Annotated in this window: 31 protein-coding genes; 30 read left to right on the top strand and 1 reads right to left on the bottom strand. The window is 68.4% G+C overall.

All coding sequences use genetic code 11. The annotated features are described in order from the left end of the window. Positions 1-28: 28 nt before the first annotated feature. The 27 genes from rplB (at position 29) to truA (ending at position 15,558) form a co-directional block, all read left to right on the top strand. Positions 29-865 (top strand): 50S ribosomal protein L2, encoded by an 837-nt coding sequence (rplB, locus tag GXW83_RS30175; protein WP_182446191.1) that lies wholly within the window; start codon positions 29-31, stop codon positions 863-865. 11 nt (positions 866-876) lie between these two features. After that, entirely contained in the window at positions 877-1,158 is a 282-nt protein-coding gene (gene rpsS, locus GXW83_RS30170; protein ID WP_034089814.1) for a 30S ribosomal protein S19, read from the top strand. A gap of 46 nt (positions 1,159-1,204) precedes the next feature. Beyond that, on the top strand, positions 1,205-1,552 hold the full coding sequence (rplV, locus tag GXW83_RS30165; protein ID WP_182447654.1) for a 50S ribosomal protein L22: 348 nt from the start codon (positions 1,205-1,207) through the stop codon (positions 1,550-1,552). Continuing rightward, on the top strand, positions 1,552-2,391 hold the full coding sequence (gene rpsC / locus GXW83_RS30160) for a 30S ribosomal protein S3 (protein ID WP_182446190.1): 840 nt from the start codon (positions 1,552-1,554) through the stop codon (positions 2,389-2,391). Before rplV ends, rpsC begins: the two co-directional genes overlap by 1 nt. A gap of 4 nt (positions 2,392-2,395) precedes the next feature. Then, a complete protein-coding gene (rplP, locus tag GXW83_RS30155; protein ID WP_030251586.1) occupies positions 2,396-2,815 on the top strand; it encodes a 50S ribosomal protein L16 in 420 nt (139 codons plus the stop codon). Further along, entirely contained in the window at positions 2,815-3,039 is a 225-nt protein-coding gene (gene rpmC, locus GXW83_RS30150) for a 50S ribosomal protein L29 (RefSeq protein ID WP_182446189.1), read from the top strand. The genes rplP and rpmC overlap by 1 nt, the downstream gene beginning before the upstream one ends. Further along, a complete protein-coding gene (gene rpsQ / locus GXW83_RS30145; RefSeq protein WP_034089818.1) occupies positions 3,039-3,314 on the top strand; it encodes a 30S ribosomal protein S17 in 276 nt (91 codons plus the stop codon). Before rpmC ends, rpsQ begins: the two co-directional genes overlap by 1 nt. A gap of 106 nt (positions 3,315-3,420) precedes the next feature. Beyond that, the gene (rplN, locus tag GXW83_RS30140; protein WP_030251577.1) at positions 3,421-3,792 is read left to right on the top strand and encodes a 50S ribosomal protein L14; all 372 of its coding nucleotides are present in this window, start codon (positions 3,421-3,423) and stop codon (positions 3,790-3,792) included. Between the two features lie 14 nt (positions 3,793-3,806). After that, positions 3,807-4,130: a 50S ribosomal protein L24 gene (rplX, locus tag GXW83_RS30135; protein ID WP_030251573.1), complete on the top strand. Its 324-nt coding sequence runs from the start codon at positions 3,807-3,809 to the stop codon at positions 4,128-4,130. Then, positions 4,130-4,699, top strand: a complete 570-nt coding sequence (gene rplE, locus GXW83_RS30130) for a 50S ribosomal protein L5 (RefSeq protein WP_182446188.1) — start codon at positions 4,130-4,132, stop codon at positions 4,697-4,699. Before rplX ends, rplE begins: the two co-directional genes overlap by 1 nt. Before the next feature lie 4 nt (positions 4,700-4,703). Beyond that, positions 4,704-4,889, top strand: a complete 186-nt coding sequence (locus tag GXW83_RS30125; protein WP_055585129.1) for a type Z 30S ribosomal protein S14 — start codon at positions 4,704-4,706, stop codon at positions 4,887-4,889. Positions 4,890-5,118: 229 nt separating this feature from the next. Further along, positions 5,119-5,526, top strand: coding sequence for a 30S ribosomal protein S8 (rpsH, locus tag GXW83_RS30120; protein ID WP_182446187.1), 408 nt, complete (start codon positions 5,119-5,121; stop codon positions 5,524-5,526). 23 nt (positions 5,527-5,549) lie between these two features. Next, a complete protein-coding gene (rplF, locus tag GXW83_RS30115; protein WP_182446186.1) occupies positions 5,550-6,089 on the top strand; it encodes a 50S ribosomal protein L6 in 540 nt (179 codons plus the stop codon). 3 nt (positions 6,090-6,092) lie between these two features. Continuing rightward, the gene (gene rplR / locus GXW83_RS30110; RefSeq protein ID WP_182446185.1) at positions 6,093-6,476 is read left to right on the top strand and encodes a 50S ribosomal protein L18; all 384 of its coding nucleotides are present in this window, start codon (positions 6,093-6,095) and stop codon (positions 6,474-6,476) included. A 45-nt stretch (positions 6,477-6,521) separates the two neighbouring features. Further along, positions 6,522-7,148: a 30S ribosomal protein S5 gene (gene rpsE / locus GXW83_RS30105; RefSeq protein ID WP_030251561.1), complete on the top strand. Its 627-nt coding sequence runs from the start codon at positions 6,522-6,524 to the stop codon at positions 7,146-7,148. Next, complete coding sequence (gene rpmD, locus GXW83_RS30100) at positions 7,148-7,330, top strand: 50S ribosomal protein L30 (protein WP_030251557.1); 183 nt, start codon at positions 7,148-7,150, stop codon at positions 7,328-7,330. The genes rpsE and rpmD overlap by 1 nt, the downstream gene beginning before the upstream one ends. A 1-nt stretch (position 7,331) precedes the next feature. Next, entirely contained in the window at positions 7,332-7,787 is a 456-nt protein-coding gene (rplO, locus tag GXW83_RS30095) for a 50S ribosomal protein L15 (protein WP_182446184.1), read from the top strand. A gap of 381 nt (positions 7,788-8,168) precedes the next feature. Further along, positions 8,169-9,482, top strand: a complete 1,314-nt coding sequence (secY, locus tag GXW83_RS30090) for a preprotein translocase subunit SecY (protein ID WP_182446183.1) — start codon at positions 8,169-8,171, stop codon at positions 9,480-9,482. Next, positions 9,482-10,153: an adenylate kinase gene (locus GXW83_RS30085; RefSeq protein WP_182446182.1), complete on the top strand. Its 672-nt coding sequence runs from the start codon at positions 9,482-9,484 to the stop codon at positions 10,151-10,153. The genes secY and GXW83_RS30085 overlap by 1 nt, the downstream gene beginning before the upstream one ends. A 140-nt stretch (positions 10,154-10,293) precedes the next feature. Beyond that, a complete protein-coding gene (gene map / locus GXW83_RS30080; protein WP_182446181.1) occupies positions 10,294-11,127 on the top strand; it encodes a type I methionyl aminopeptidase in 834 nt (277 codons plus the stop codon). A gap of 168 nt (positions 11,128-11,295) precedes the next feature. Continuing rightward, the gene (gene infA, locus GXW83_RS30075) at positions 11,296-11,517 is read left to right on the top strand and encodes a translation initiation factor IF-1 (protein ID WP_003956442.1); all 222 of its coding nucleotides are present in this window, start codon (positions 11,296-11,298) and stop codon (positions 11,515-11,517) included. A 57-nt stretch (positions 11,518-11,574) separates the two neighbouring features. Further along, positions 11,575-11,688, top strand: a complete 114-nt coding sequence (gene rpmJ, locus GXW83_RS30070; RefSeq protein WP_009740505.1) for a 50S ribosomal protein L36 — start codon at positions 11,575-11,577, stop codon at positions 11,686-11,688. A gap of 203 nt (positions 11,689-11,891) precedes the next feature. Continuing rightward, a complete protein-coding gene (gene rpsM, locus GXW83_RS30065; RefSeq protein ID WP_182446180.1) occupies positions 11,892-12,272 on the top strand; it encodes a 30S ribosomal protein S13 in 381 nt (126 codons plus the stop codon). Between the two features lie 113 nt (positions 12,273-12,385). Beyond that, positions 12,386-12,754, top strand: a complete 369-nt coding sequence (gene rpsK, locus GXW83_RS30060; RefSeq protein ID WP_182447653.1) for a 30S ribosomal protein S11 — start codon at positions 12,386-12,388, stop codon at positions 12,752-12,754. Between the two features lie 125 nt (positions 12,755-12,879). Then, positions 12,880-13,899 (top strand): DNA-directed RNA polymerase subunit alpha, encoded by a 1,020-nt coding sequence (locus tag GXW83_RS30055; RefSeq protein ID WP_182446179.1) that lies wholly within the window; start codon positions 12,880-12,882, stop codon positions 13,897-13,899. A gap of 144 nt (positions 13,900-14,043) precedes the next feature. After that, positions 14,044-14,535, top strand: coding sequence for a 50S ribosomal protein L17 (gene rplQ / locus GXW83_RS30050; RefSeq protein ID WP_182446178.1), 492 nt, complete (start codon positions 14,044-14,046; stop codon positions 14,533-14,535). Positions 14,536-14,628: 93 nt separating this feature from the next. Next, positions 14,629-15,558, top strand: a complete 930-nt coding sequence (truA, locus tag GXW83_RS30045; RefSeq protein ID WP_182446177.1) for a tRNA pseudouridine(38-40) synthase TruA — start codon at positions 14,629-14,631, stop codon at positions 15,556-15,558. A gap of 48 nt (positions 15,559-15,606) precedes the next feature. Here the strand turns inward: truA and GXW83_RS30040 are convergent, their stop codons facing one another. Then, positions 15,607-16,695 (bottom strand): hypothetical protein, encoded by a 1,089-nt coding sequence (locus tag GXW83_RS30040; RefSeq protein ID WP_182446176.1) that lies wholly within the window; start codon positions 16,693-16,695, stop codon positions 15,607-15,609. Positions 16,696-16,762: 67 nt separating this feature from the next. Between GXW83_RS30040 and GXW83_RS30035 the strand changes: the two genes are divergently transcribed. The 3 genes from GXW83_RS30035 (at position 16,763) to rpsI (ending at position 19,866) form a co-directional block, all read left to right on the top strand. Then, the gene (locus GXW83_RS30035) at positions 16,763-18,445 is read left to right on the top strand and encodes an ABC-F family ATP-binding cassette domain-containing protein (RefSeq protein WP_182446175.1); all 1,683 of its coding nucleotides are present in this window, start codon (positions 16,763-16,765) and stop codon (positions 18,443-18,445) included. Positions 18,446-18,877: 432 nt separating this feature from the next. Further along, positions 18,878-19,321, top strand: a complete 444-nt coding sequence (rplM, locus tag GXW83_RS30030; protein ID WP_182446174.1) for a 50S ribosomal protein L13 — start codon at positions 18,878-18,880, stop codon at positions 19,319-19,321. A 44-nt stretch (positions 19,322-19,365) separates the two neighbouring features. Then, a complete protein-coding gene (rpsI, locus tag GXW83_RS30025) occupies positions 19,366-19,866 on the top strand; it encodes a 30S ribosomal protein S9 (RefSeq protein WP_182446173.1) in 501 nt (166 codons plus the stop codon). Positions 19,867-19,909: the final 43 nt, after the last annotated feature.

Genomic DNA, 19,909 nt, shown 5'->3' with positions numbered 1-19,909 from the left:
ACCGAAACGGACGAGGACAGAAGAAGCCATGGGCATCCGCAAGTACAAGCCGACAACGCCGGGCCGTCGTGGCTCCAGCGTTGCCGACTTCGTCGAGATCACGCGGTCCGAGCCGGAAAAGTCGCTGGTCCGCCCGCTGCACAGCAAGGGCGGTCGTAACAACGCCGGTCGCGTCACCGTCCGCCACCAGGGTGGCGGTCACAAGCGCGCGTACCGCGTCATCGACTTCCGTCGTCACGACAAGGACGGCGTTCCGGCCAAGGTCGCTCACATCGAGTACGACCCCAACCGCACCGCACGCATCGCGCTGCTGCACTACGCAGACGGCGAGAAGCGCTACATCATCGCCCCGGCCAAGCTGGGCCAGGGCGACCGGGTGGAGAACGGCCCCGCGGCCGACATCAAGCCCGGCAACAACCTGCCGCTGCGCAACATCCCGGTCGGTACGGTCATCCACGCCATCGAGCTCCGGCCCGGCGGCGGCGCGAAGATCGCCCGTTCCGCGGGTTCCTCCGTGCAGCTGCTGGCGAAGGAGGGCGTCTACGCCCACCTCCGCATGCCCTCCGGCGAGGTCCGCCTGGTCGACGCCCGCTGCCGCGCCACCATTGGCGAGGTCGGCAACGCCGAGCAGTCGAACATCAACTGGGGCAAGGCCGGCCGTATGCGCTGGAAGGGCGTTCGCCCGACCGTGCGCGGTGTCGCCATGAACCCGATCGACCACCCGCACGGTGGTGGTGAGGGCAAGACCTCCGGTGGTCGCCACCCGGTTTCGCCGTGGGGTCAGAAGGAGGGTCGTACTCGTTCGCCGAAGAAGGCGTCCAACAAGTACATCGTCCGCCGCCGCAAGACGAACAAGAAGCGCTAGGAGCAGTCTCGATGCCGCGCAGCCTCAAGAAGGGGCCCTTCGTCGACGACCACCTGATGAAGAAGGTGGACGTACAGAACGAAGCAGGTACCCAGAACGTCATCAAGACCTGGTCCCGCCGCTCCATGATCGTGCCGGCGATGCTGGGCCACACCCTCGCGGTGCACGACGGTCGCAAGCACGTCCCGGTGTTCGTCACCGAGTCGATGGTCGGCCACAAGCTCGGCGAGTTCGCGCCGACCCGCACCTTCCGCGGCCACGAGAAGGACGACCGTAAGTCGCGTCGTCGCTGATCTGCGGAAAGCGAAGACCATGACAGACACCAACAAGGGGACAACCATGGAAGCCAGGGCAGCGGCACGGTACATCCGTGTAACGCCCATGAAGGCCCGCCGCGTGGTGGACCTCATCCGTGGCATGAATGCCACGGAGGCCCAGGCGGTCCTGCGTTTCGCTCCGCAGGCCGCCAGCGTGCCGGTCGGCAAGGTGCTCGACAGCGCCATTGCCAACGCCAAGCACAACTACAACCACAACAACGTGGAATCGCTGTACGTCGCTGAGGCGTACGTCGACGAGGGCCCGACTCTGAAGCGTTTCCGTCCGCGGGCCCAGGGCCGCGCGTACCGGATCCGCAAGCGGACGAGCCACATCACCGTGGTTCTCGCGTCGAAGGAAGGGACCCGGTAATGGGCCAGAAGGTTAACCCGCATGGGTTCCGCCTCGGCATCACCACGGACTTCAAGTCCCGCTGGTACGCCGACAAGCTGTACAAGGACTACGTCAAGGAAGACGTCGCCATCCGTCGGATGATGACGTCCGGCATGGAGCGCGCCGGCATCTCGAAGGTGGAGATCGAGCGCACCCGTGACCGCGTGCGGGTGGACATCCACACCGCCCGTCCCGGCATCGTCATCGGCCGTCGCGGCACCGAGGCCGACCGCATCCGCGGCGACCTCGAGAAGCTGACCGGCAAGCAGGTCCAGCTGAACATCCTCGAGGTCAAGAACCCCGAGCTGGACGCCCAGCTCGTGGCTCAGGGCGTCGCGGAGCAGCTGTCCTCCCGCGTCTCCTTCCGTCGGGCCATGCGCAAGAGCATGCAGGGCACGATGAAGTCCGGCGCCAAGGGCATCAAGATCCAGTGCTCCGGTCGTCTCGGCGGCGCTGAGATGTCCCGCTCCGAGTTCTACCGCGAGGGCCGCGTGCCCCTGCACACCCTGCGCGCCAACGTGGACTACGGCTTCTTCGAGGCCAAGACCACCTTCGGCCGCATCGGCGTGAAGGTCTGGATCTACAAGGGCGACGTCAAGAACATCGCCGAGGTCCGTGCCGACAACGCCGCCGCCAAGGCCGGCAACCGTCCGCCCCGCGCGGGCGGCCCGGGCGAGCGCCCCCGTCGCGGTGGCGAGCGCCCCGCCGGCGGCGAGCGCGGTGGCCGTGGCCGTCGTCCCGCCACCGAGGCTCCGGCCGCGGTGACCGAGGCTCCGGCCGAGGCCGCTCCCTCGACTGACACTGGATCGGAGGCCTGACCCCATGCTGATCCCTCGCAGGGTCAAGCACCGCAAGCAGCACCACCCCAAGCGGCGTGGCATGGCTAAGGGCGGTACCGAATTGGCGTTCGGCGAGTACGGCCTGCAGGCCGTCTCCCCGGCGTACGTGACGAACCGGCAGATCGAGTCCGCTCGTATCTCCATCACCCGTCACATCAAGCGTGGCGGCAAGGTCTGGATCAACATCTACCCGGACCGTCCCCTCACCAAGAAGCCGGCCGAGACCCGCATGGGTTCCGGCAAGGGTTCGCCGGAGTGGTGGATCGCCAACGTGCACCCCGGACGCGTGATGTTCGAGTTGTCGTACCCGAACGAGAAGATTGCCCGCGAGGCGCTCACCCGCGCCGCGCACAAGCTTCCGATGAAGTGCCGGATTGTCCGGCGCGAGGCAGGTGAGAGCTGATGTCGGCCACCACCAAGGCTGCAGAGCTTCGCGAGCTGGACGACGAGGCACTCGTCGCCAAGCTCCGTGAGGCGAAGGAGGAGCTGTTCAACCTCCGCTTCCAGGCGGCGACCGGGCAGCTCGACAACCACGGACGGCTTCCGCTCGTGAAGAAGCAGATCGCGCGGATCTACACCCTGATGCGCGAGCGCGAGCTGGGCATCGAGACGGTGGAGAACGCCTGATGACTGAGAACACCAACGAAGAAGCACGCGGCTTCCGCAAGACCCGTGAGGGTCTGGTCGTCAGCGACAAGATGGACAAGACCGTCGTCGTCGCCGTCGAGGACCGCGTCAAGCACGCGCTGTACGGCAAGGTCATCCGCCGTACGAACAAGCTGAAGGCGCACGACGAGGCCAACGCCGCGGGTATCGGCGACCGCGTCCTCCTCATGGAGACCCGGCCGCTGTCCGCGACGAAGCGCTGGCGCGTCGTCGAGATCCTCGAGAAGGCCAAGTAGTAACGAACGCGATTGGGCGCGGCTCGTATGTGCCCGGGGCTCCCAGGAGCGCTCGGGTGAGCAGCGGGCCGGCCCGGTCCCGATCGTTGACGATCAGGAGAAAGCTGTGATCCAGCAGGAGTCGCGACTGCGTGTCGCCGACAACACTGGTGCGAAGGAGATCCTTTGCATCCGTGTTCTCGGTGGCTCCGGCCGACGCTACGCGGGCATCGGTGACGTCATCGTCGCCACCGTCAAGGACGCGATCCCCGGTGGCAACGTGAAGAAGGGCGATGTGGTCAAGGCCGTCATCGTCCGCACCGTGAAGGAGCGCCGTCGTCCGGACGGTTCCTACATCCGTTTCGACGAGAACGCCGCGGTCATCCTCAAGAACACCGATGGTGACCCGCGCGGAACCCGCATCTTCGGCCCGGTGGGCCGCGAGCTGCGCGACAAGAAGTTCATGAAGATCATCTCGCTTGCGCCGGAGGTGCTCTAACCATGGCGAACAGCATGAAGATCAAGAAGGGTGACCTGGTCCAGGTCATCACCGGCAAGGACAAGGGCAAGCAGGGCAAGGTCATCCAGGCCATCCCCACTGAGAACCGCGTCCTGGTCGAGGGTGTCAACCGGGTCAAGAAGCACACCAAGGTCGGCCAGACCGCCCGTGGTGCCCAGACCGGCGGCATCGTGACCACTGAGGCCCCGATCCACGTGAGCAACGTTCAGCTCGTCGTGGAGAAGGACGGCAAGAAGGTCGTCACCCGCGTCGGTTACCGCTTCGATGACGAGGGCAACAAGATCCGCGTTGCCAAGCGAACCGGTGAGGACATCTGATGACCGACACCTCTGTTGAGAAGGTGGCCCCCCGTCTCAAGGAGCGCTACCGCTCCGAGATCAAGGGCCAGCTGCAGGAGCAGTTCTCCTACGAGAACGTCATGCTGATCCCCGGCCTGGTCAAGGTCGTGGTCAACATGGGTGTGGGCGACGCCGCCCGCGACTCCAAGCTGATCGACGGCGCCGTCAAGGACCTCACCGCGATCACCGGCCAGAAGCCGACCGTGACCAAGGCCCGGAAGTCCATCGCGCAGTTCAAGCTGCGTGAGGGCCAGCCGATCGGCACCCACGTCACGCTCCGCGGCGACCGCATGTGGGAGTTCCTGGACCGTCTGGTCTCGCTGGCGCTCCCGCGTATCCGCGACTTCCGCGGCCTGTCGCCGAAGCAGTTCGACGGCAAGGGCAACTACACCTTCGGTCTGACCGAGCAGGTCATGTTCCACGAGATCGACCAGGACAAGGTCGACCGCGAGCGGGGCATGGACATCACCGTGGTCACCACTGCCCAGACCGACGACGAGGGCCGGGCGCTGCTGCGTGCCCTTGGCTTCCCGTTCAAGGAGAACTGAGCACATGGCTAAGAAGTCCCTCATTGCGAAGTCGGAGCGCAAGCCGAAGTTCGGCGTCCGGGGTTACACCCGTTGCCAGCGCTGCGGCCGCCCGCACTCCGTGTACCGCAAGTTCGGCCTGTGCCGTGTGTGCCTTCGTGAGATGGCCCACCGCGGCGAGCTGCCGGGCGTCACCAAGAGCTCCTGGTAGTCAGGTAGTTCGCGGTACGCACGCGGGTCCGCAGGGCCCCCGGCCCCACGACCGTTTTGGGAACTCCGCAGGGATTCCCGTAAGGTAGTGGGGTCGGGGCCCTGCGCCCCTGATTCGTCTTACGCAGTACATGATCAACTACGCCGCAGGTCCCCGCGCCGCGCCCGCTCTGGTTCATCCCCGGGCTGCGCGCTTCGGGAAACCGCGGTGAGAGAGGCCACAGGCCATCATGACCATGACCGACCCGATCGCAGACATGCTGACGCGTCTGCGAAACGCGAACTCGGCCTACCACGACACTGTCGTGATGCCCCACAGCAAGATCAAGACCCACATCGCCGAGATCCTCCAGCAGGAGGGCTACATCACGGGATGGAAGGTTGAGGAGCCCAAGGAGGGCGAGGTCGGCAAGAAGCTGACCATCGACCTCAAGTTCGGCCCCAACCGTGAGCGCTCGATCGCGGGCATCAAGCGGATCTCCAAGCCGGGTCTGCGGGTCTACACCAAGTCCACCAGCATGCCGAAGGTGCTCGGCGGTCTGGGCGTGGCGATCATCTCCACGTCCGCCGGTCTGCTCACCGGACAGCAGGCAGCCAAGAAGGGCGTGGGTGGGGAAGTCCTCGCCTACGTCTGGTAACTAAGGGAAACGGAGGTACAGCAATGTCTCGCATTGGACGGCTGCCCATCCCGGTTCCCGCCGGCGTGGACGTCACCATCGATGGCCGCACGGTCTCGGTCAAGGGCCCCAAGGGTTCCCTTGCCCACACCGTTGCCGCGCCGATCGACATCGCCAAGGGTGAGGACGGCACTCTGCTCGTCACCCGCCCCAACGACGAGCGTATGTCTAAGGCCCTGCACGGCCTGACCCGCACGCTGGTGGCGAACATGATCACCGGCGTGACCGCGGGCTACCGCAAGTCGCTCGAGATCAGCGGCGTCGGCTACCGCGTCGCAGCGAAGGGCTCCTCCATGGAGTTCGCGCTCGGCTACAGCCACCCGATCATCATCGAGGCCCCCGAAGGCATCGCCTTCGTGGTCGAGTCGCCCACCAAGTTCCACGTGGACGGCATCGACAAGCAGCAGGTTGGCGAGGTGGCTGCGAAGATTCGCAAGCTGCGTAAGCCCGACCCGTACAAGGCCAAGGGTGTCAAGTACGCCGGCGAGGTCATCCGCCGCAAGGTCGGAAAGAGTGGTAAGTAACCCATGAGTGTCGGTGTGAAGATCGGCAAGGGCAACGGTTACAAGGCCGCCGCCCGCAAGCGCCGCGCCATCCGCGTCCGCAAGCGCGTCTCCGGTACGCCGGTGCGTCCGCGCCTGGTCGTGTCTCGTTCCAACCGCCACATCGTGGCGCAGGTGATCGACGACCTCGCGGGCCACACGCTGGCTTCGGCGTCCACCCTCGACGTGTCCATCAAGGGCGTCGAAGGTGACAAGACCGAGCAGGCAAAGAAGGTCGGGGCCCTGGTCGCTGAGCGCGCCAAGGCTGCCGGTGTCGAGTCGGTCGTCTTTGACCGCGCGGGCAACCAGTACGCCGGGCGCATCGCCGCTCTGGCGGACGCCGCCCGCGAGGCCGGGCTCGACTTCTGACCCGCTCGCCCAAGCTGGCGGACGTAAACGAGAGAGGTAAATCCAATGGCTGGACCCCAGCGCCGCGGTAGCGGCGCCGGCGGCGGCACCGGCGGTGGCGAGCGGCGAGACCGTAAGCGGGATGGTCGTGACGGCGCTCCCGTCGTCGAGAAGACCGCGTACGTCGAGCGCGTTGTCGCAATCAACCGTGTCGCCAAGGTTGTCAAGGGTGGTCGTCGTTTCAGCTTCACCGCGCTGGTCGTGGTGGGCGACGGTGACGGCACCGTAGGTGTCGGTTACGGCAAGGCCAAGGAAGTTCCCGCGGCCATCGCCAAGGGTGTCGAGGAAGCGAAGAAGAACTTCTTCAAGGTTCCCCGCATCCAGGGCACCATTCCCCACCCGATCCAGGGTGAGAAGGCCGCGGGCGTCGTCCTGCTCAAGCCGGCTTCGCCGGGTACCGGTGTCATCGCCGGTGGTCCCGTGCGCGCCGTGCTCGAGTGCGCCGGTGTCCACGACATCCTGTCGAAGTCCCTGGGCTCCGACAACGCGATCAACATCGTGCACGCCACGGTCGCGGCGCTGAAGGGCCTTTCGCGCCCCGAGGAGATCGCCGCCCGTCGTGGGCTGCCGCTCGAGGATGTCGCTCCCGCAGCCCTGCTGCGTGCGCGTGCTGCCGGGCAGGGGGCTGCGTAATGGCTCGCCTGAAGATCACGCAGACCAAGTCCTACATCGGCAGCAAGCAGAACCACCGTGACACCCTGCGTTCGCTTGGCCTCAAGCGCATGCACGACGTGGTCGTGAAGGAGGACCGTCCCGAGATCCGCGGGATGGCCCAGACCGTCCGCCACCTCGTCACGGTCGAGGAGGTGGACTGAAATGGCGGAGCAGAACCCGCTGAAGATCCACAACCTGCGGCCCGCCCCCGGTGCCAAGACCGCCAAGACCCGTGTCGGTCGTGGTGAGGCATCCAAGGGCAAGACCGCCGGTCGTGGTACCAAGGGCACCAAGGCGCGTTACCAGGTTCCCGCGCGCTTCGAGGGTGGCCAGATGCCCCTCCACATGCGCCTGCCGAAGCTCAAGGGCTTCAAGAACCCGTTCCGCGTGGAGTTCCAGGTCGTGAACCTGGACAAGCTCGGTGCGCTCTACCCCGAGGGTGGCGAGGTCACCGTCGAGGACCTGGTCGCCAAGGGCGCGGTTCGCAAGAACTCGCTCGTCAAGGTGCTGGGCACCGGTGAGCTGACCGTGGCGCTGCAGGTTTCGGTTGACGCCGTCTCCGGCTCCGCCGCGCAGAAGATCACCGCCGCCGGCGGCACGGTCACCGAGCTGATCTGAGGCACCGCCTCCCAGCCCGGCTGACCGCCGTCGCAGCGCACGGCCTCGGGCCCGTCCCTCTTTCGAGGGGCGGGCCCGAGGCTTGTCGTCGTTCGGCGGGTCGCCGCCGGGCCCGGGACGAAGGGTGACAACTGCGTCCACGGCGGGCCGCACCGGGCCCGGGAGCGCCGAAGACGTCGAGATGCATGCGGGCACGCGCTTCATTCGAGTGGCCACGGACTGTTAGAGTCCGTGGAGTCCACTTGTAGGCTGGCGCACTCTCTGTCTGCGAGCCGCCGCCCTCGGGTGGTACCCACCATCGTCCGGCCCCGCTCCCATCCGTGCTGGGCCCAGATACACCGTCCCTCCCGCCGCTCTCGGCAGGGAGCTGCAGGAGGCACCGTGCTCACCGCGTTCGCCCGGGCGTTCAAGACGCCCGACCTGCGCAAGAAGCTGCTGTTCACGCTGGGCATCATCGCCGTCTTCCGGATGGGCGCTCACATCCCCGTTCCCGGGGTGGACTTCTCGGCTGTCCAGGCATGTATCGGCAACCCGTCGAGCTCCAACCAGCTCCTCGGCCTGGTCAACCTGTTCAGTGGCGGCGCTCTGCTGCAGATCACCATCTTCGCGCTGGGCATCATGCCCTACATCACGTCCAGCATCATCCTTCAGCTGCTGACCGTGGTGATCCCGCGTCTGGACGCCCTCAAGCAGGAGGGTCAGGCCGGGCAGACGAAGATCACGCAGTACACCCGTTACCTGACCATCGCCCTGGCGATCCTGCAGGCGACCGGCATCGTCGCCACGGCCTCCAGCGGCGCGCTGTTCAGCGGCGCCGGCCCCAGCTGCGACGTGGCCAAGATCGTCCCCAACCAGTCCGTCTTCACCATCGCCACCATGGTCATCACCATGACCGCGGGCACCGTGGTGATCATGTGGCTGGGCGAGCTGATCACCGACCGCGGCATCGGCAACGGCATGTCGATCCTGATCTTCACCTCGGTCGCCTCCGGCTTCCCCGCCTCGCTGTGGAACATCAAGGCCGAGAAGGGCTGGGCGACCTTCGTGTTCGTCCTGGCCATGGGCCTGTGCATGGTCGGCCTGGTGGTCTTCGTGGAGCAGGCCCAGCGCCGCATCCCGGTCCAGTACGCGAAGCGCATGATCGGCCGCCGGGCCTACGGCGGCACCTCGACCTACATCCCGCTGAAGGTCAACCAGGCGGGTGTGATCCCGGTCATCTTCGCCAGCTCGCTGCTGTACATCCCGGCCCTGGTCGTCCAGTTGAGCGGCTCGCAGAGCAAGGGCTGGGCCGAGTGGATCACGCGGAACATGACCAAGAGCGACAAACCGCTCTACATGGCCGTCGACTTCCTGCTGATCGTCTTCTTCGCCTTCTTCTACGTCGCCATCTCCTTCAACCCCGAAGAAGTAGCCGACAACATGAAGAAGTATGGTGGTTTCATCCCGGGCATCCGGGCCGGCCGCCCGACGGCTGAATACCTGAACTACGTGCTGACCAGGATCACCTGGCCGGGCTCCCTCTATCTGGGCCTGATCGCCATGGTGCCGCTGATCGCGCTCGGGGCATTCGGAGCGTCACAGAGCTTCCCGTTCGGCGGTACGAGCATCCTGATCGTTGTCGGCGTCGGCCTTGAAACTGTCAAGCAGATCGAGAGCCAGCTCCAGCAGCGCAACTACGAAGGGTTCCTCCGCTGATGCGAATCGTCCTCGTCGGGCCGCCCGGGGCCGGGAAGGGTACTCAGGCCACGCTGCTGGCCAAGACCCTGTCCATCCCGCACGTGTCCACCGGTGACCTGTTCCGCGCCAACATCAGTCAGGGCACCGAGCTGGGCCTTGCCGCGAAGAGCATCATGGACTCCGGCAAGCTCGTACCGGACGAGGTCACCATCGCCATGGCCAAGGACCGGCTGGCCCAGCCGGACGCCGCCGACGGCTTCCTGCTCGACGGCTTCCCCCGGAACGTCGCCCAGGCCGTGGCGCTGGACCAGATCCTCGCCGAGTGGGAGATCGAGCTCGACGGCGTGCTGGACCTCGAGGTCCCCGAGGACGAGGTGGTCCGCCGCATCGCGGGCCGCCGGGTGTGCCGCAACGAGAGCTCCCACATCTTCCACGTGGAGTACAACCCCCCGGCCGTCCCGGGCGTCTGCGACGTCTGCGGCGGGGAGCTGTACCAGCGCGGGGACGACAGCGAGGAGAGCGTGCGCGTCCGGCTGGAGGTCTACCACACGCAGACCGAGCCGATCATCGCGTACTACCAGAAGCAGGGGCTGGTCACCACCATCCCCGCGCTGGGCAAGGTGGACGAGGTCACGCAGCGCGCCATCGCCGCGCTGCGGCAGAACAAGGACACAGTCGACTCCGTGTGAGTCGAGGCGCGAAGCGCTAACCGGCCGTGACGCCCGCAGGGGTGTCACGGCCGGAGCGCGTTCGGGCGAGCGGCCGTACCGTGGAACGGTGCGCCGGGCAGTGACGGAACGATCCAGTGGTAGCGGGAAGGCGAGCGAGCATGGTTGAGATCAAGACCCCGGAGCAGATCGCAAAGATGCGGGAGGCGGGCCTGGTCGTCGCCGAGGCGCTGAAGGCGTGCCGGGAGGCGGTGGCGCCCGGGATCACCACCGGCGAGCTGAACGCCATCGCCGCCAAGGTCATCGGCGACCACGGGGCGACCTCCAACTTCCTCGGGTACCACGGCTTCACCGGGGTGATCTGCGCCTCGGTCAACGACGAGGTGGTCCACGGCATCCCCGGCGACCGGGCGCTGAAGGACGGCGACATGATCTCCATCGACTGCGGCGCCATCGTCGACGGCTGGCACGGCGACGCCGCCATCACCGTCTTCGTCGGCGAGGGCCACCCGGAGGAGCTGCTGCAGCTCAGCCGGGTCACCGAGGAGTCGATGTGGGCCGGCATCGCCCAGGTGAAGAAGAACAACCGGCTGTCCGACCTGAGCCGGGCCATCGAGTCCTACATCCGCCGCCAGCCGCTGCCGCCCAAGGGCAAGTACGGCATCATCGAGGACTTCGGCGGCCACGGCATCGGCTCCGAGATGCACATGGACCCGCACCTGCTGAACTACGTGGACCGCCGCCGCGGCCGCGGGGTGAAGCTGGTGCCCGGCTTCTGCATCGCCATCGAGCCCATGGTCAGCCTCGGCACCCCGCGCACCCACACGCTCGAGGACGAGTGGACCGTCAAGACCAACGACGGCAGCTGGGCCTCGCACTGGGAGCACTCCATCGCCGTCACCGAGGAGGGCCCGCTGGTGCTGACCGCCTTCGACGGCGGCCGGGCCAAGCTGGCCGAGCTGGGCATCACCGCCGCCCCCGACCCGCTGGCCTGACCGGCGCGCGATTTCGCTATCGCTTGCCCCGTGTCGTAGACTGCTGTGTCGGCTCACTCGTAGCTTGCATCCGCACGTCCTCGCACGACCAGTGGCGGGGTGGACTTAGCGGTCCCTGCGTGAGTGCCGACTACGGTAGTCGAATCCGGAAGGCGATACCCGCAGGACATGGCCAAAAAGCAAGGCGCCATCGAGATCGAGGGCACCGTCATCGAGTCTCTGCCGAACGCCATGTTCAAGGTAGAGCTTCAAAACGGACACAAAGTCCTCGCGCACATCAGCGGCAAGATGCGGATGCACTACATTCGTATCCTCCCGGACGACCGGGTCGTCGTCGAGCTGAGCCCGTACGACCTGACCCGGGGACGTATCGTCTACCGGTACAAGTAAGCAGCAGATCTCGTGCCCCTTCGCCGGGGTGCGCTCGACCCGGAGAACCTGAATCCCATGAAGGTCAAGCCGAGCGTCAAGAAGATCTGCGACAAGTGCAAGGTGATTCGCCGTCACGGGCGCGTCATGGTGATCTGCGAGAACCTGCGCCACAAGCAGCGCCAGGGCTGATCGCACCTCCGCACGGGTCGTAACTCTTCGCGCGACGCGAAAAACAACATGAAGCGGGATGCCCGATCCGCTCATACCTCCCTGGCACGCCCCAGGGAAGGTGAGCGGACTGCCACCCTCGGTCCGGAGGCCGGGGCTCGATCGACGAGAGTCGTACGAGAGGCATCGCGCCAGACCTCCGAAGGAACACAGGAGCCACATTCATGGCACGCCTCGCCGGCGTTGATCTCCCCCGCGAAAAGCGGATCGAGATCGCCCTCACCTACGTGTACGGCATCGGCCGTACGCTCTCCAAGAAGGCCCTGGCCGAGACCGGTGTGAACCCGAACGTGCGCGTTCGTGACATCACCGAGGACGACCTGGTCAAGCTGCGCGAGTACATCGACGGCAACTACAAGGTCGAGGGTGACCTTCGCCGTGAGGTCGCCGCCGACATCCGCCGCAAGGTCGAGATCGGCTGCTACCAGGGTCTGCGCCACCGCCGCGGCCTGCCGGTCCACGGTCAGCGCACGCACACCAACGCTCGTACCCGCAAGGGTCCGCGTCGCGCGATTGCCGGCAAGAAGAAGCCCGGCAAGAAGTAGTCCGCCCCACTAACCGGACTCCAATCCGGCCCGCTGGGCTAGCGGACCGACCACCTCAGTAGGAGAAACAGACTTATGCCCCCAAGGGTCGTCAGGCTGCCGGCGCGAAGAAGATCCGCCGCAAGGAAAAGAAGAACGTCGCTCACGGCCACGCGCACATCAAGAGCACGTTCAACAACACCATCGTCTCGATCACGGACCCCTCGGGCAACGTGATCGCGTGGGCGTCCTCGGGCCACGTCGGCTTCAAGGGCTCCCGCAAGTCGACTCCGTTCGCCGCGCAGATGGCCGCCGAGTCCGCCGCGCGTCGCGCCCAGGAGCACGGCATGCGCAAGGTCGACGTCTTCGTGAAGGGTCCGGGCTCCGGCCGCGAGACCGCGATCCGCTCCATCCAGGCCACCGGCCTGGAGGTCGGCTCGATCCAGGACGTCACGCCCACCCCGCACAACGGCTGCCGCCCGCCGAAGCGCCGCCGCGTCTGACGCGCTTCGCCTCGCTACGGCACACGTAGCCACCGGGATACGGCCCCTGTTCGCGCAGGGGCCGTATCCTTGCTTCGTCGGCATCAAATAGTGGGTGCCGAAGATCTCTCTGGAGGAATCCCCCCATGCTGATCGCTCAGCGTCCGTCGCTGACCGAAGAGGTCGTCGACGAGTTCCGCTCCCGGTTCGTCATCGAGCCGCTGGAGCCGGGCTTCGGCTACACCCTCGGCAACTCGCTCCGTCGCACGCTCCTCTCCTCGATCCCCGGAGCCGCTGTCACCAGCATCCGGATCGACGGTGTCCTGCACGAGTTCACCACCGTGCCGGGCGTCAAGGAGGACGTCACCGACCTCATCCTGAACATCAAGCAGCTGGTCGTCTCCTCGGAGCACGACGAGCCGGTCGTGATGTACCTGCGCAAGCAGGGCCCGGGCCTGGTCACCGCCGCCGACATCGCGCCCCCGGCCGGTGTCGAGGTGCACAACCCCGAGCTGGTCCTGGCCACGCTCAACGGCAAGGGCAAGCTGGAGATGGAGCTGACCGTCGAGCGCGGTCGCGGCTACGTCTCCGCCGTGCAGAACAAGCAGTCGGGCCAGGAGATCGGCCGCATCCCGGTCGACTCCATCTACAGCCCGGTGCTCAAGGTCACCTACAAGGTCGAGGCGACCCGAGTCGAGCAGCGTACCGACTTCGACAAGCTCATCGTCGACGTCGAGACCAAGCCCGCCATGCGTCCGCGCGACGCCATGGCCTCGGCCGGCAAGACCCTGGTGGAGCTGTTCGGTCTCGCCCGCGAGCTGAACATCGACGCCGAGGGCATCGACATGGGCCCGTCCCCCACGGACGCCGCCCTGGCCGCCGACCTCGCCCTGCCGATCGAGGAGCTGGAACTCACCGTCCGCTCCTACAACTGCCTCAAGCGCGAGGGCATCCACTCCGTGGGTGAGCTCGTCGCCCGCTCCGAGGCCGACCTGCTCGACATCCGCAACTTCGGTGCGAAGTCGATCGACGAGGTCAAGGCGAAGCTGGCCGGCATGGGCCTGGCCCTCAAGGACAGCCCGCCCGGATTCGACCCGACCGCCGCCGCCGACGCCTTCGGCGCCGACGACGACGACCCGGGCTTCGCGGAGACCGAGCAGTACTGAGCCCCACCGCACGACCTCGGTACGGGACCGCTCCGGCGGTCCCGTACTCTTGACAGCTGTGTGCAGAAGTCGCAGCGGCAACCGTGCTGCTGCGCCCGCCCCGGTACCTGGTACGGCCGGGGGTCGGAGATACAAGGAGACACCATGCCCCGCCCCGCGAAGGGTGCCCGCCTCGGCGGCGGCCCGTCCCACGAGCGTCTGCTGCTCGCCGGTCTGGCCCGTGAGCTGTTCCAGTACGGCCGCATCACCACCACCGAGGCCAAGGCCCGCCGCCTGCGCCCGGTGGCGGAGAAGCTGATCACCAAGGCCAAGAAGGGTGACATCCACAACCGCCGTGAGGTCCGCAAGACCATCACCGACGTGTCTGTGCTGCACACCCTCTTCACCGAGATCGGTCCCCGCTACGAGAACCGCCCCGGTGGCTACACCCGCATCACCAAGATCGGCCCCCGTCGTGGCGACAACGCCCCGATGGCCGTCATCGAGCTGGTCGAGGCCCTCACCGTGGCCCAGACCGCTGTCGGCGAGGCCGAGGCCGCGACCAAGCGCTCCGTGAAGGAGACCGAGGCTGCCGCTCCGGTCGCCGAGGACGCCGCTCCGGCCGAGGACGCTGCTCCGGCCGAGGCCGCCGAGTAAGGTCCGCGGACGACACACCGTCCGTCGACGGGCCCGCTCTCCCCTCGGGGAGGCGGGCCCGTCGCCGTATCCGCACCGAGGAGAAGAGCAGCGATGACCAGCGAGTGCGAGCAGCGGCCGGAGCGCCGGGACGGCCCGGCGCCGGGCCTGGTGCGGGTACGGCTCGACCTGTCGTACGACGGCACGGACTTCTCCGGCTGGGCCAAGCAGAAGAGCGGCCGGCGGACCGTGCAGGGCGAGCTGGAGGACGCGGTCCGGGTGGTGCTGCGGCAGCCCGAGGTCTTCCCGCTGACCGTCGCCGGGCGCACCGACGCCGGGGTGCACGCCCGGGGCCAGGTCGCCCACGTCGACCTGCCCGGGGAGGTCTGGGCCGCCGAGGGCGACAAGCTGCGGCGCCGGCTGGCCGGGCGGCTGCCCGGGGACATCCGGGTGTGGCGGGTCGCCGAGGCCCCGGACGGCTTCGACGCGCGCTTCTCGGCGGTCTGGCGCCGGTACGCCTACCGGGTCTGCGACGCGCAGGCGGGGGTGGATCCGCTGCGGCGCGGGCACGTGCTCTGGCACGACCGGCCGCTGGACGTGGAGCTGATGAACGAGGCGGCGCGGCTGCTGGTCGGCGAGCACGACTTCGCGGCGTACTGCAAGAAGCGTGAGGGCGCCACGACCATCCGCGAGCTGCTGGACTTCCGCTGGGAGCGGCTCCCCGGGGACGCGCTGCTCGGCCCGGCGCTGCCCGGGCTGGTGGTGGGCACGGTCCGGGCCGACGCCTTCTGCCACAACATGGTGCGCGCCCTGGTCGGCTCGATGCTGCTGGTCGGCGGCGGGCAGCGGCCGGTGGGCTTCCCGGCCGAGGTGTTGGCCGGGGGAGTGCGCAACTCCGCCGTCAGCGTGGTGCGGCCGCACGGGCTGACCCTGGAGGAGGTCGGCTACCCGGCCGACGAGGACCTGGCCGCCCGCAGCCGGGCCGCCCGCAACCTGCGGGTGCTGGCGCCCCGGGGCGCGGGCGCGGCGGCCGACGCCGGGTAGGCACCGGCCGCCGCGGGGCGCTCGCGGGCTGCTCGCGCGCTGCGGGCGTCAGTGCGCGGCGGCCTCGGCGCCGGCCCGGGTGCCCAGGTCGGTCAGCACCACCTGGTTCATGTCGTTCCCGGCGTCGAAGGCCGCGGTGTCGTCGGCCGGGACCGGCTTGCCGCTGGTGTACCCGGCGACGGTGAAGTAGGCGTAGCGGCCCACGGCGTTCACCGACAGTCGGCACACCACGCCCCGGCAGAAGGCGGCCACCCCGCCGCCGGGCAGGGAGGTCAGGTTGCCGGCGGCCTGCTGCCGTACGGCGGCGGCCTGGGCCGCGTCGTCGAAGACGGCCACGCCGACCGTCACCGCGGTCGTCCCGGTGGTGTAGGTGGCCCGGAGCACCTCGCGGCAGCCGTTCCTGGTGAGCACCGCGGCCAGGGCCTGGGAGGCGGCGGCCGCGCAGCCGGAGTCGGCGGTCGCCGCCCGGGTGTAGGAGCGGTGGTTGAGGGAGACCGTGCGTCCGGGGAAGAAGCCGGCCGCGGTGATCGGCGCCCGGTCGGTGGCGGCGCTGGAGAGCAGGGCCACCAGCGAGGTCGGCGACGGCGTTGTTGACGGTTCGTCAGAGGTGCTGGGAGCGGCCGTGGTCGGTGCGGGGAGCGAGACGCCGCCGGGGGCGCTGGGGGCCAAGGTCGGCCTCGGCGCGGCGGCCTGACGCTTCTTCGTGGCGGACGGCGTCAGCAGCGCGACGCACACCGCCACCAGGCAGCACAGCACCAACCCGGCCGCGCCCCAGCGGATTCGGCGTCGGCGCCGGTCCAGCACGTGCTTGCGCTCGGCCATGGCCTCGAACGCGGCGTGGGCGGGGTCGCCCGGTGCGCCCGGTCGTATCACGTACCCGGCGGCCGCCGGTTCGGCGCTGCGGGAGTCCGCCGACTGCGGTTCCTCGCCCCGGAGTTGGCCGGGGAGCGGGGCGGCCCGCTGCGGTTCGGGGATCGGCAGGTTCGGTGCTCCGGGGCGTACCCGGTAGTGACCCGTGTCCGGGTGCTCCCGCACCGGGTTCTCCGGCCCGTACGACGTGGGGATGCGCCCCTGGGTGTCCACCCCCCGCCGGGGGAGCGGTTCTGTGCTCTGGTCCGACACTGGCCCGTTGCTCATGGGCCGCGAGCATAGCCCGGGAAAACCGGTTTGGGTGGCGGCGCTGGTCAGCGGACAATTGCTGACCATGGGACACGTCGAGATTTCACACCTGGAGTACTACCTGCCGGACGGACGGGTGCTGTTCGACGACGCGTCCTTCCGGGTCGGCGAGGGCGCCTCGGTCGCCCTGGTCGGCGCCAACGGCGCGGGCAAGACCACGCTGCTCAGGATGGTGGCCGGTGATCTCCAGCCGCACGGCGGCTCGGTCACCGTCAGCGGCGGGCTGGGCGTGATGCGGCAGTTCGTCGGCACCACCGGCCGTGGCGCGGACGCCGCCGGGGCGGCCCGCGACGACGACGCCGACAGCGGGCACGCGTTGGCGCACGACGCCTCGGTACGCGACCTGCTGGTGTCCGTCGCGCCCCCGCGCATCCGCACCGGCGCCCGCGCGGTGGACGCCGCCGAGCTGGCCATGATGGCCCAGGACGACGAGAAGGCGCAGCTCGCCTACGCCCAGGCGCTCGCCGACTGGGCCGACGTCGGCGGCTACGAGTACGAGACCATCTGGGACGTCTGCACCACGGCCGCCCTGGGCATGCCCTACGACCGGGCCCAGTGGCGCGGCCTGAACACCCTCTCCGGCGGCGAGCAGAAGCGGCTGGTGCTGGAGGCCCTGCTGCGCGGCCCGGACGAGGTGCTGCTGCTGGACGAGCCCGACAACTACCTGGACGTCCCCGGCAAGCGCTGGCTTGAGGAGCAGATCCGGACCACCGCCAAGACCGTGCTGTACATCTCGCACGACCGGGAGCTGCTGGCCAACAGCGCCGAGAAGATCGTCAGCGTGGAGCCGGGCGCGGCTGGCAGCGAGGTGTGGGTGCACGGCGGCGGCTTCGCCACCTTCCACGCCGCCCGCGAGGACCGCTTCGCCCGCTACGACGAGCTGCGCCGCCGCTGGGACGAGAAGCACGCCCAGCTGAAGAAGCTGGTGCTGGACATGCGCGACTACGCGGCCCGCAGCCACGACATGGCCTCGCGCTACGCGGCGGCCACCACCCGGCTGCGCAAGTTCGAGGAGATCGGACCGCCGCCGGAGCCGCCGCGCAAGCAGAGCATCAGCATGCGGCTCCGGGGCGGCCGTACCGGCGTCCGGGCGCTGACCTGCGAGCAGTTGGAGCTGACCGGGCTGATGCAGCCGTTCGACCTGGAGGTCTTCTACGGCGAGCGGGTCGCGGTGCTGGGCTCCAACGGCTCCGGGAAGTCGCACTTCCTGCGGCTGCTGGCCGGGGAGCAGGTGGCCCACCGGGGCGGATTCCGGCTCGGCGCCCGGGTGGTGCCCGGGCACTTCGCGCAGACCCACGCGCACCCGGAGCTGTTCGGCCGCACCACCCGGGAGATCCTGGAGTCGGAGCACGCGCTGGACCGCAAGGCCGCGATGAGCGTGCTGCGCCGCTACGAGCTGCACCGCCAGGAGGAGCAGCGCTTCCAGGATCTCTCCGGCGGCCAGCAGGCCCGGCTGATGATCCTGCGGCTGGAGCTGTCCGGTGCGACCGCGCTGCTGCTGGACGAGCCGACCGACAACCTGGACCTGGAGAGCGCGGAGGCACTTCAGGAGGGGCTGGAGAGCTTCGAGGGCACGGTGCTGTCGGTCACCCACGACCGCTGGTTCGCCCGGACCTTCGACCGCTTCGTGGTCTTCGGCTCGGACGGCCGGGTGTACGAGGCCCCCGAGCCGGTCTGGGACGAGACCCGCGTACAGCGCGACCGGTAGCCGCCGGGGCCGGGCTTGGCTAAGGCGGTCGGGCTGGCCGGGCTGGCCGGGCTGGCCGGGCGACGGGTGGGCTGGGCGCGTAGCGCTTCACTCGGGGGCGGTGGCCGGGCGACGGGTGGGCTGGGCGCGTAGCGCTTCCCTCGGGGGCGGTGGCCGGGCGACGGGTGGGCGTAGTATGGGCTGAAGGACCTGGCAGGGTACTGCGGTCCCGGGCGGGCATTTTGACCCGTACGGGTCCGTCCCGGTATCCTGCTAGTTCGTTGTGCGTATTGGCTCGCTCCATCTCACGTGAGAGGTCGGTACGCCGGTCCACCGGGCCGATAAGCAGCGACGTGCCCATCCGATTGCGTCCGGGGAAGCTCGTCCTGGCTGCTTCTGATCGTCCGGGTGGTCCTGTCAGGACTCACTCACTGAAAAGCGAAGGCTACGACCGTGCGTACGTACAGCCCCAAGCCCGGCGACGTCCAGCGTCAGTGGCTCGTCATCGATGCCGAAGACGTCGTTCTCGGCCGTCTGGCCTCTCAGGCCGCTAACCTCCTCCGGGGTAAGCACAAGCCGGTGTACGCGCCGCACCTTGATATGGGTGACTTCGTCATCATCATCAACGCGGACAAGGTGCACCTTTCCGGGAACAAGAAGACCCAGAAGCTGGCCTACCGCCACTCCGGCTACCCGGGCGGCCTGCGCTCCGTGCGCTACGACGACCTCCTGGAGAAGAACCCGGAGAAGGCCGTCGAGAAGGCCATCAAGGGCATGATCCCCAAGAACTCCCTGGGTCGTCAGATGCTCTCGAAGCTGAAGGTCTACTCGGGCGACCAGCACCCGCACGCTGCCCAGCGTCCGGTGCCGTTCGAGATCACCCAGGTCGCGCAGTAATACCGGCCACCCCCGAATCTAGAAGAACGTAGCTGAGGAGAACCGTGGCCGAGACCACTGCCGAGACCGCGCTCGAGGTCGACGAGACCTTCGAGATCGAGGCCGAGGAGCCCACCGAGTACACCACCGAGTCCCTTGTGGGCCGTTTCGCCGAGGCCGTTCCGGCCGCCGGCCTCGGCCGCCGCAAGGAGGCGATCGCCCGCGTGCGCATCGTCCCCGGCACGGGCGTGTGGAAGATCAACGGTCGCACCCTGGAGGAGTACCTCCCCAACAAGGTGCACCAGCAGATCGTCAACGAGCCGTTCAAGCTCCTTGAGCTGGACGGTCGTTACGACATCATCGCCCGCATCAACGGCGGCGGCATCTCCGGCCAGGCGTACGCCCTGCGCCTGGGCGTCGCCCGCGCGCTGAACGAGGTCGACGTCGACGCCAACCGCCCGGCGCTGAAGAAGGCCGGCTTCCTGACCCGTGACCCGCGCGCCGTCGAGCGCAAGAAGGCCGGTCTCAAGAAGGCTCGCAAGGCGCCGCAGTACAGCAAGCGCTAAGCCTCCCTGCCTCGGGGCCCCCTCGTGGGGCCGAGGCTGGACA

Source organism: Streptacidiphilus sp. PB12-B1b (assembly GCF_014084125.1).
GTDB lineage: Bacteria > Actinomycetota > Actinomycetes > Streptomycetales > Streptomycetaceae > Streptacidiphilus.
Note: the sequence above shows the minus strand (reverse complement) of the source record. Positions and strands in the feature narration are given on the sequence as shown.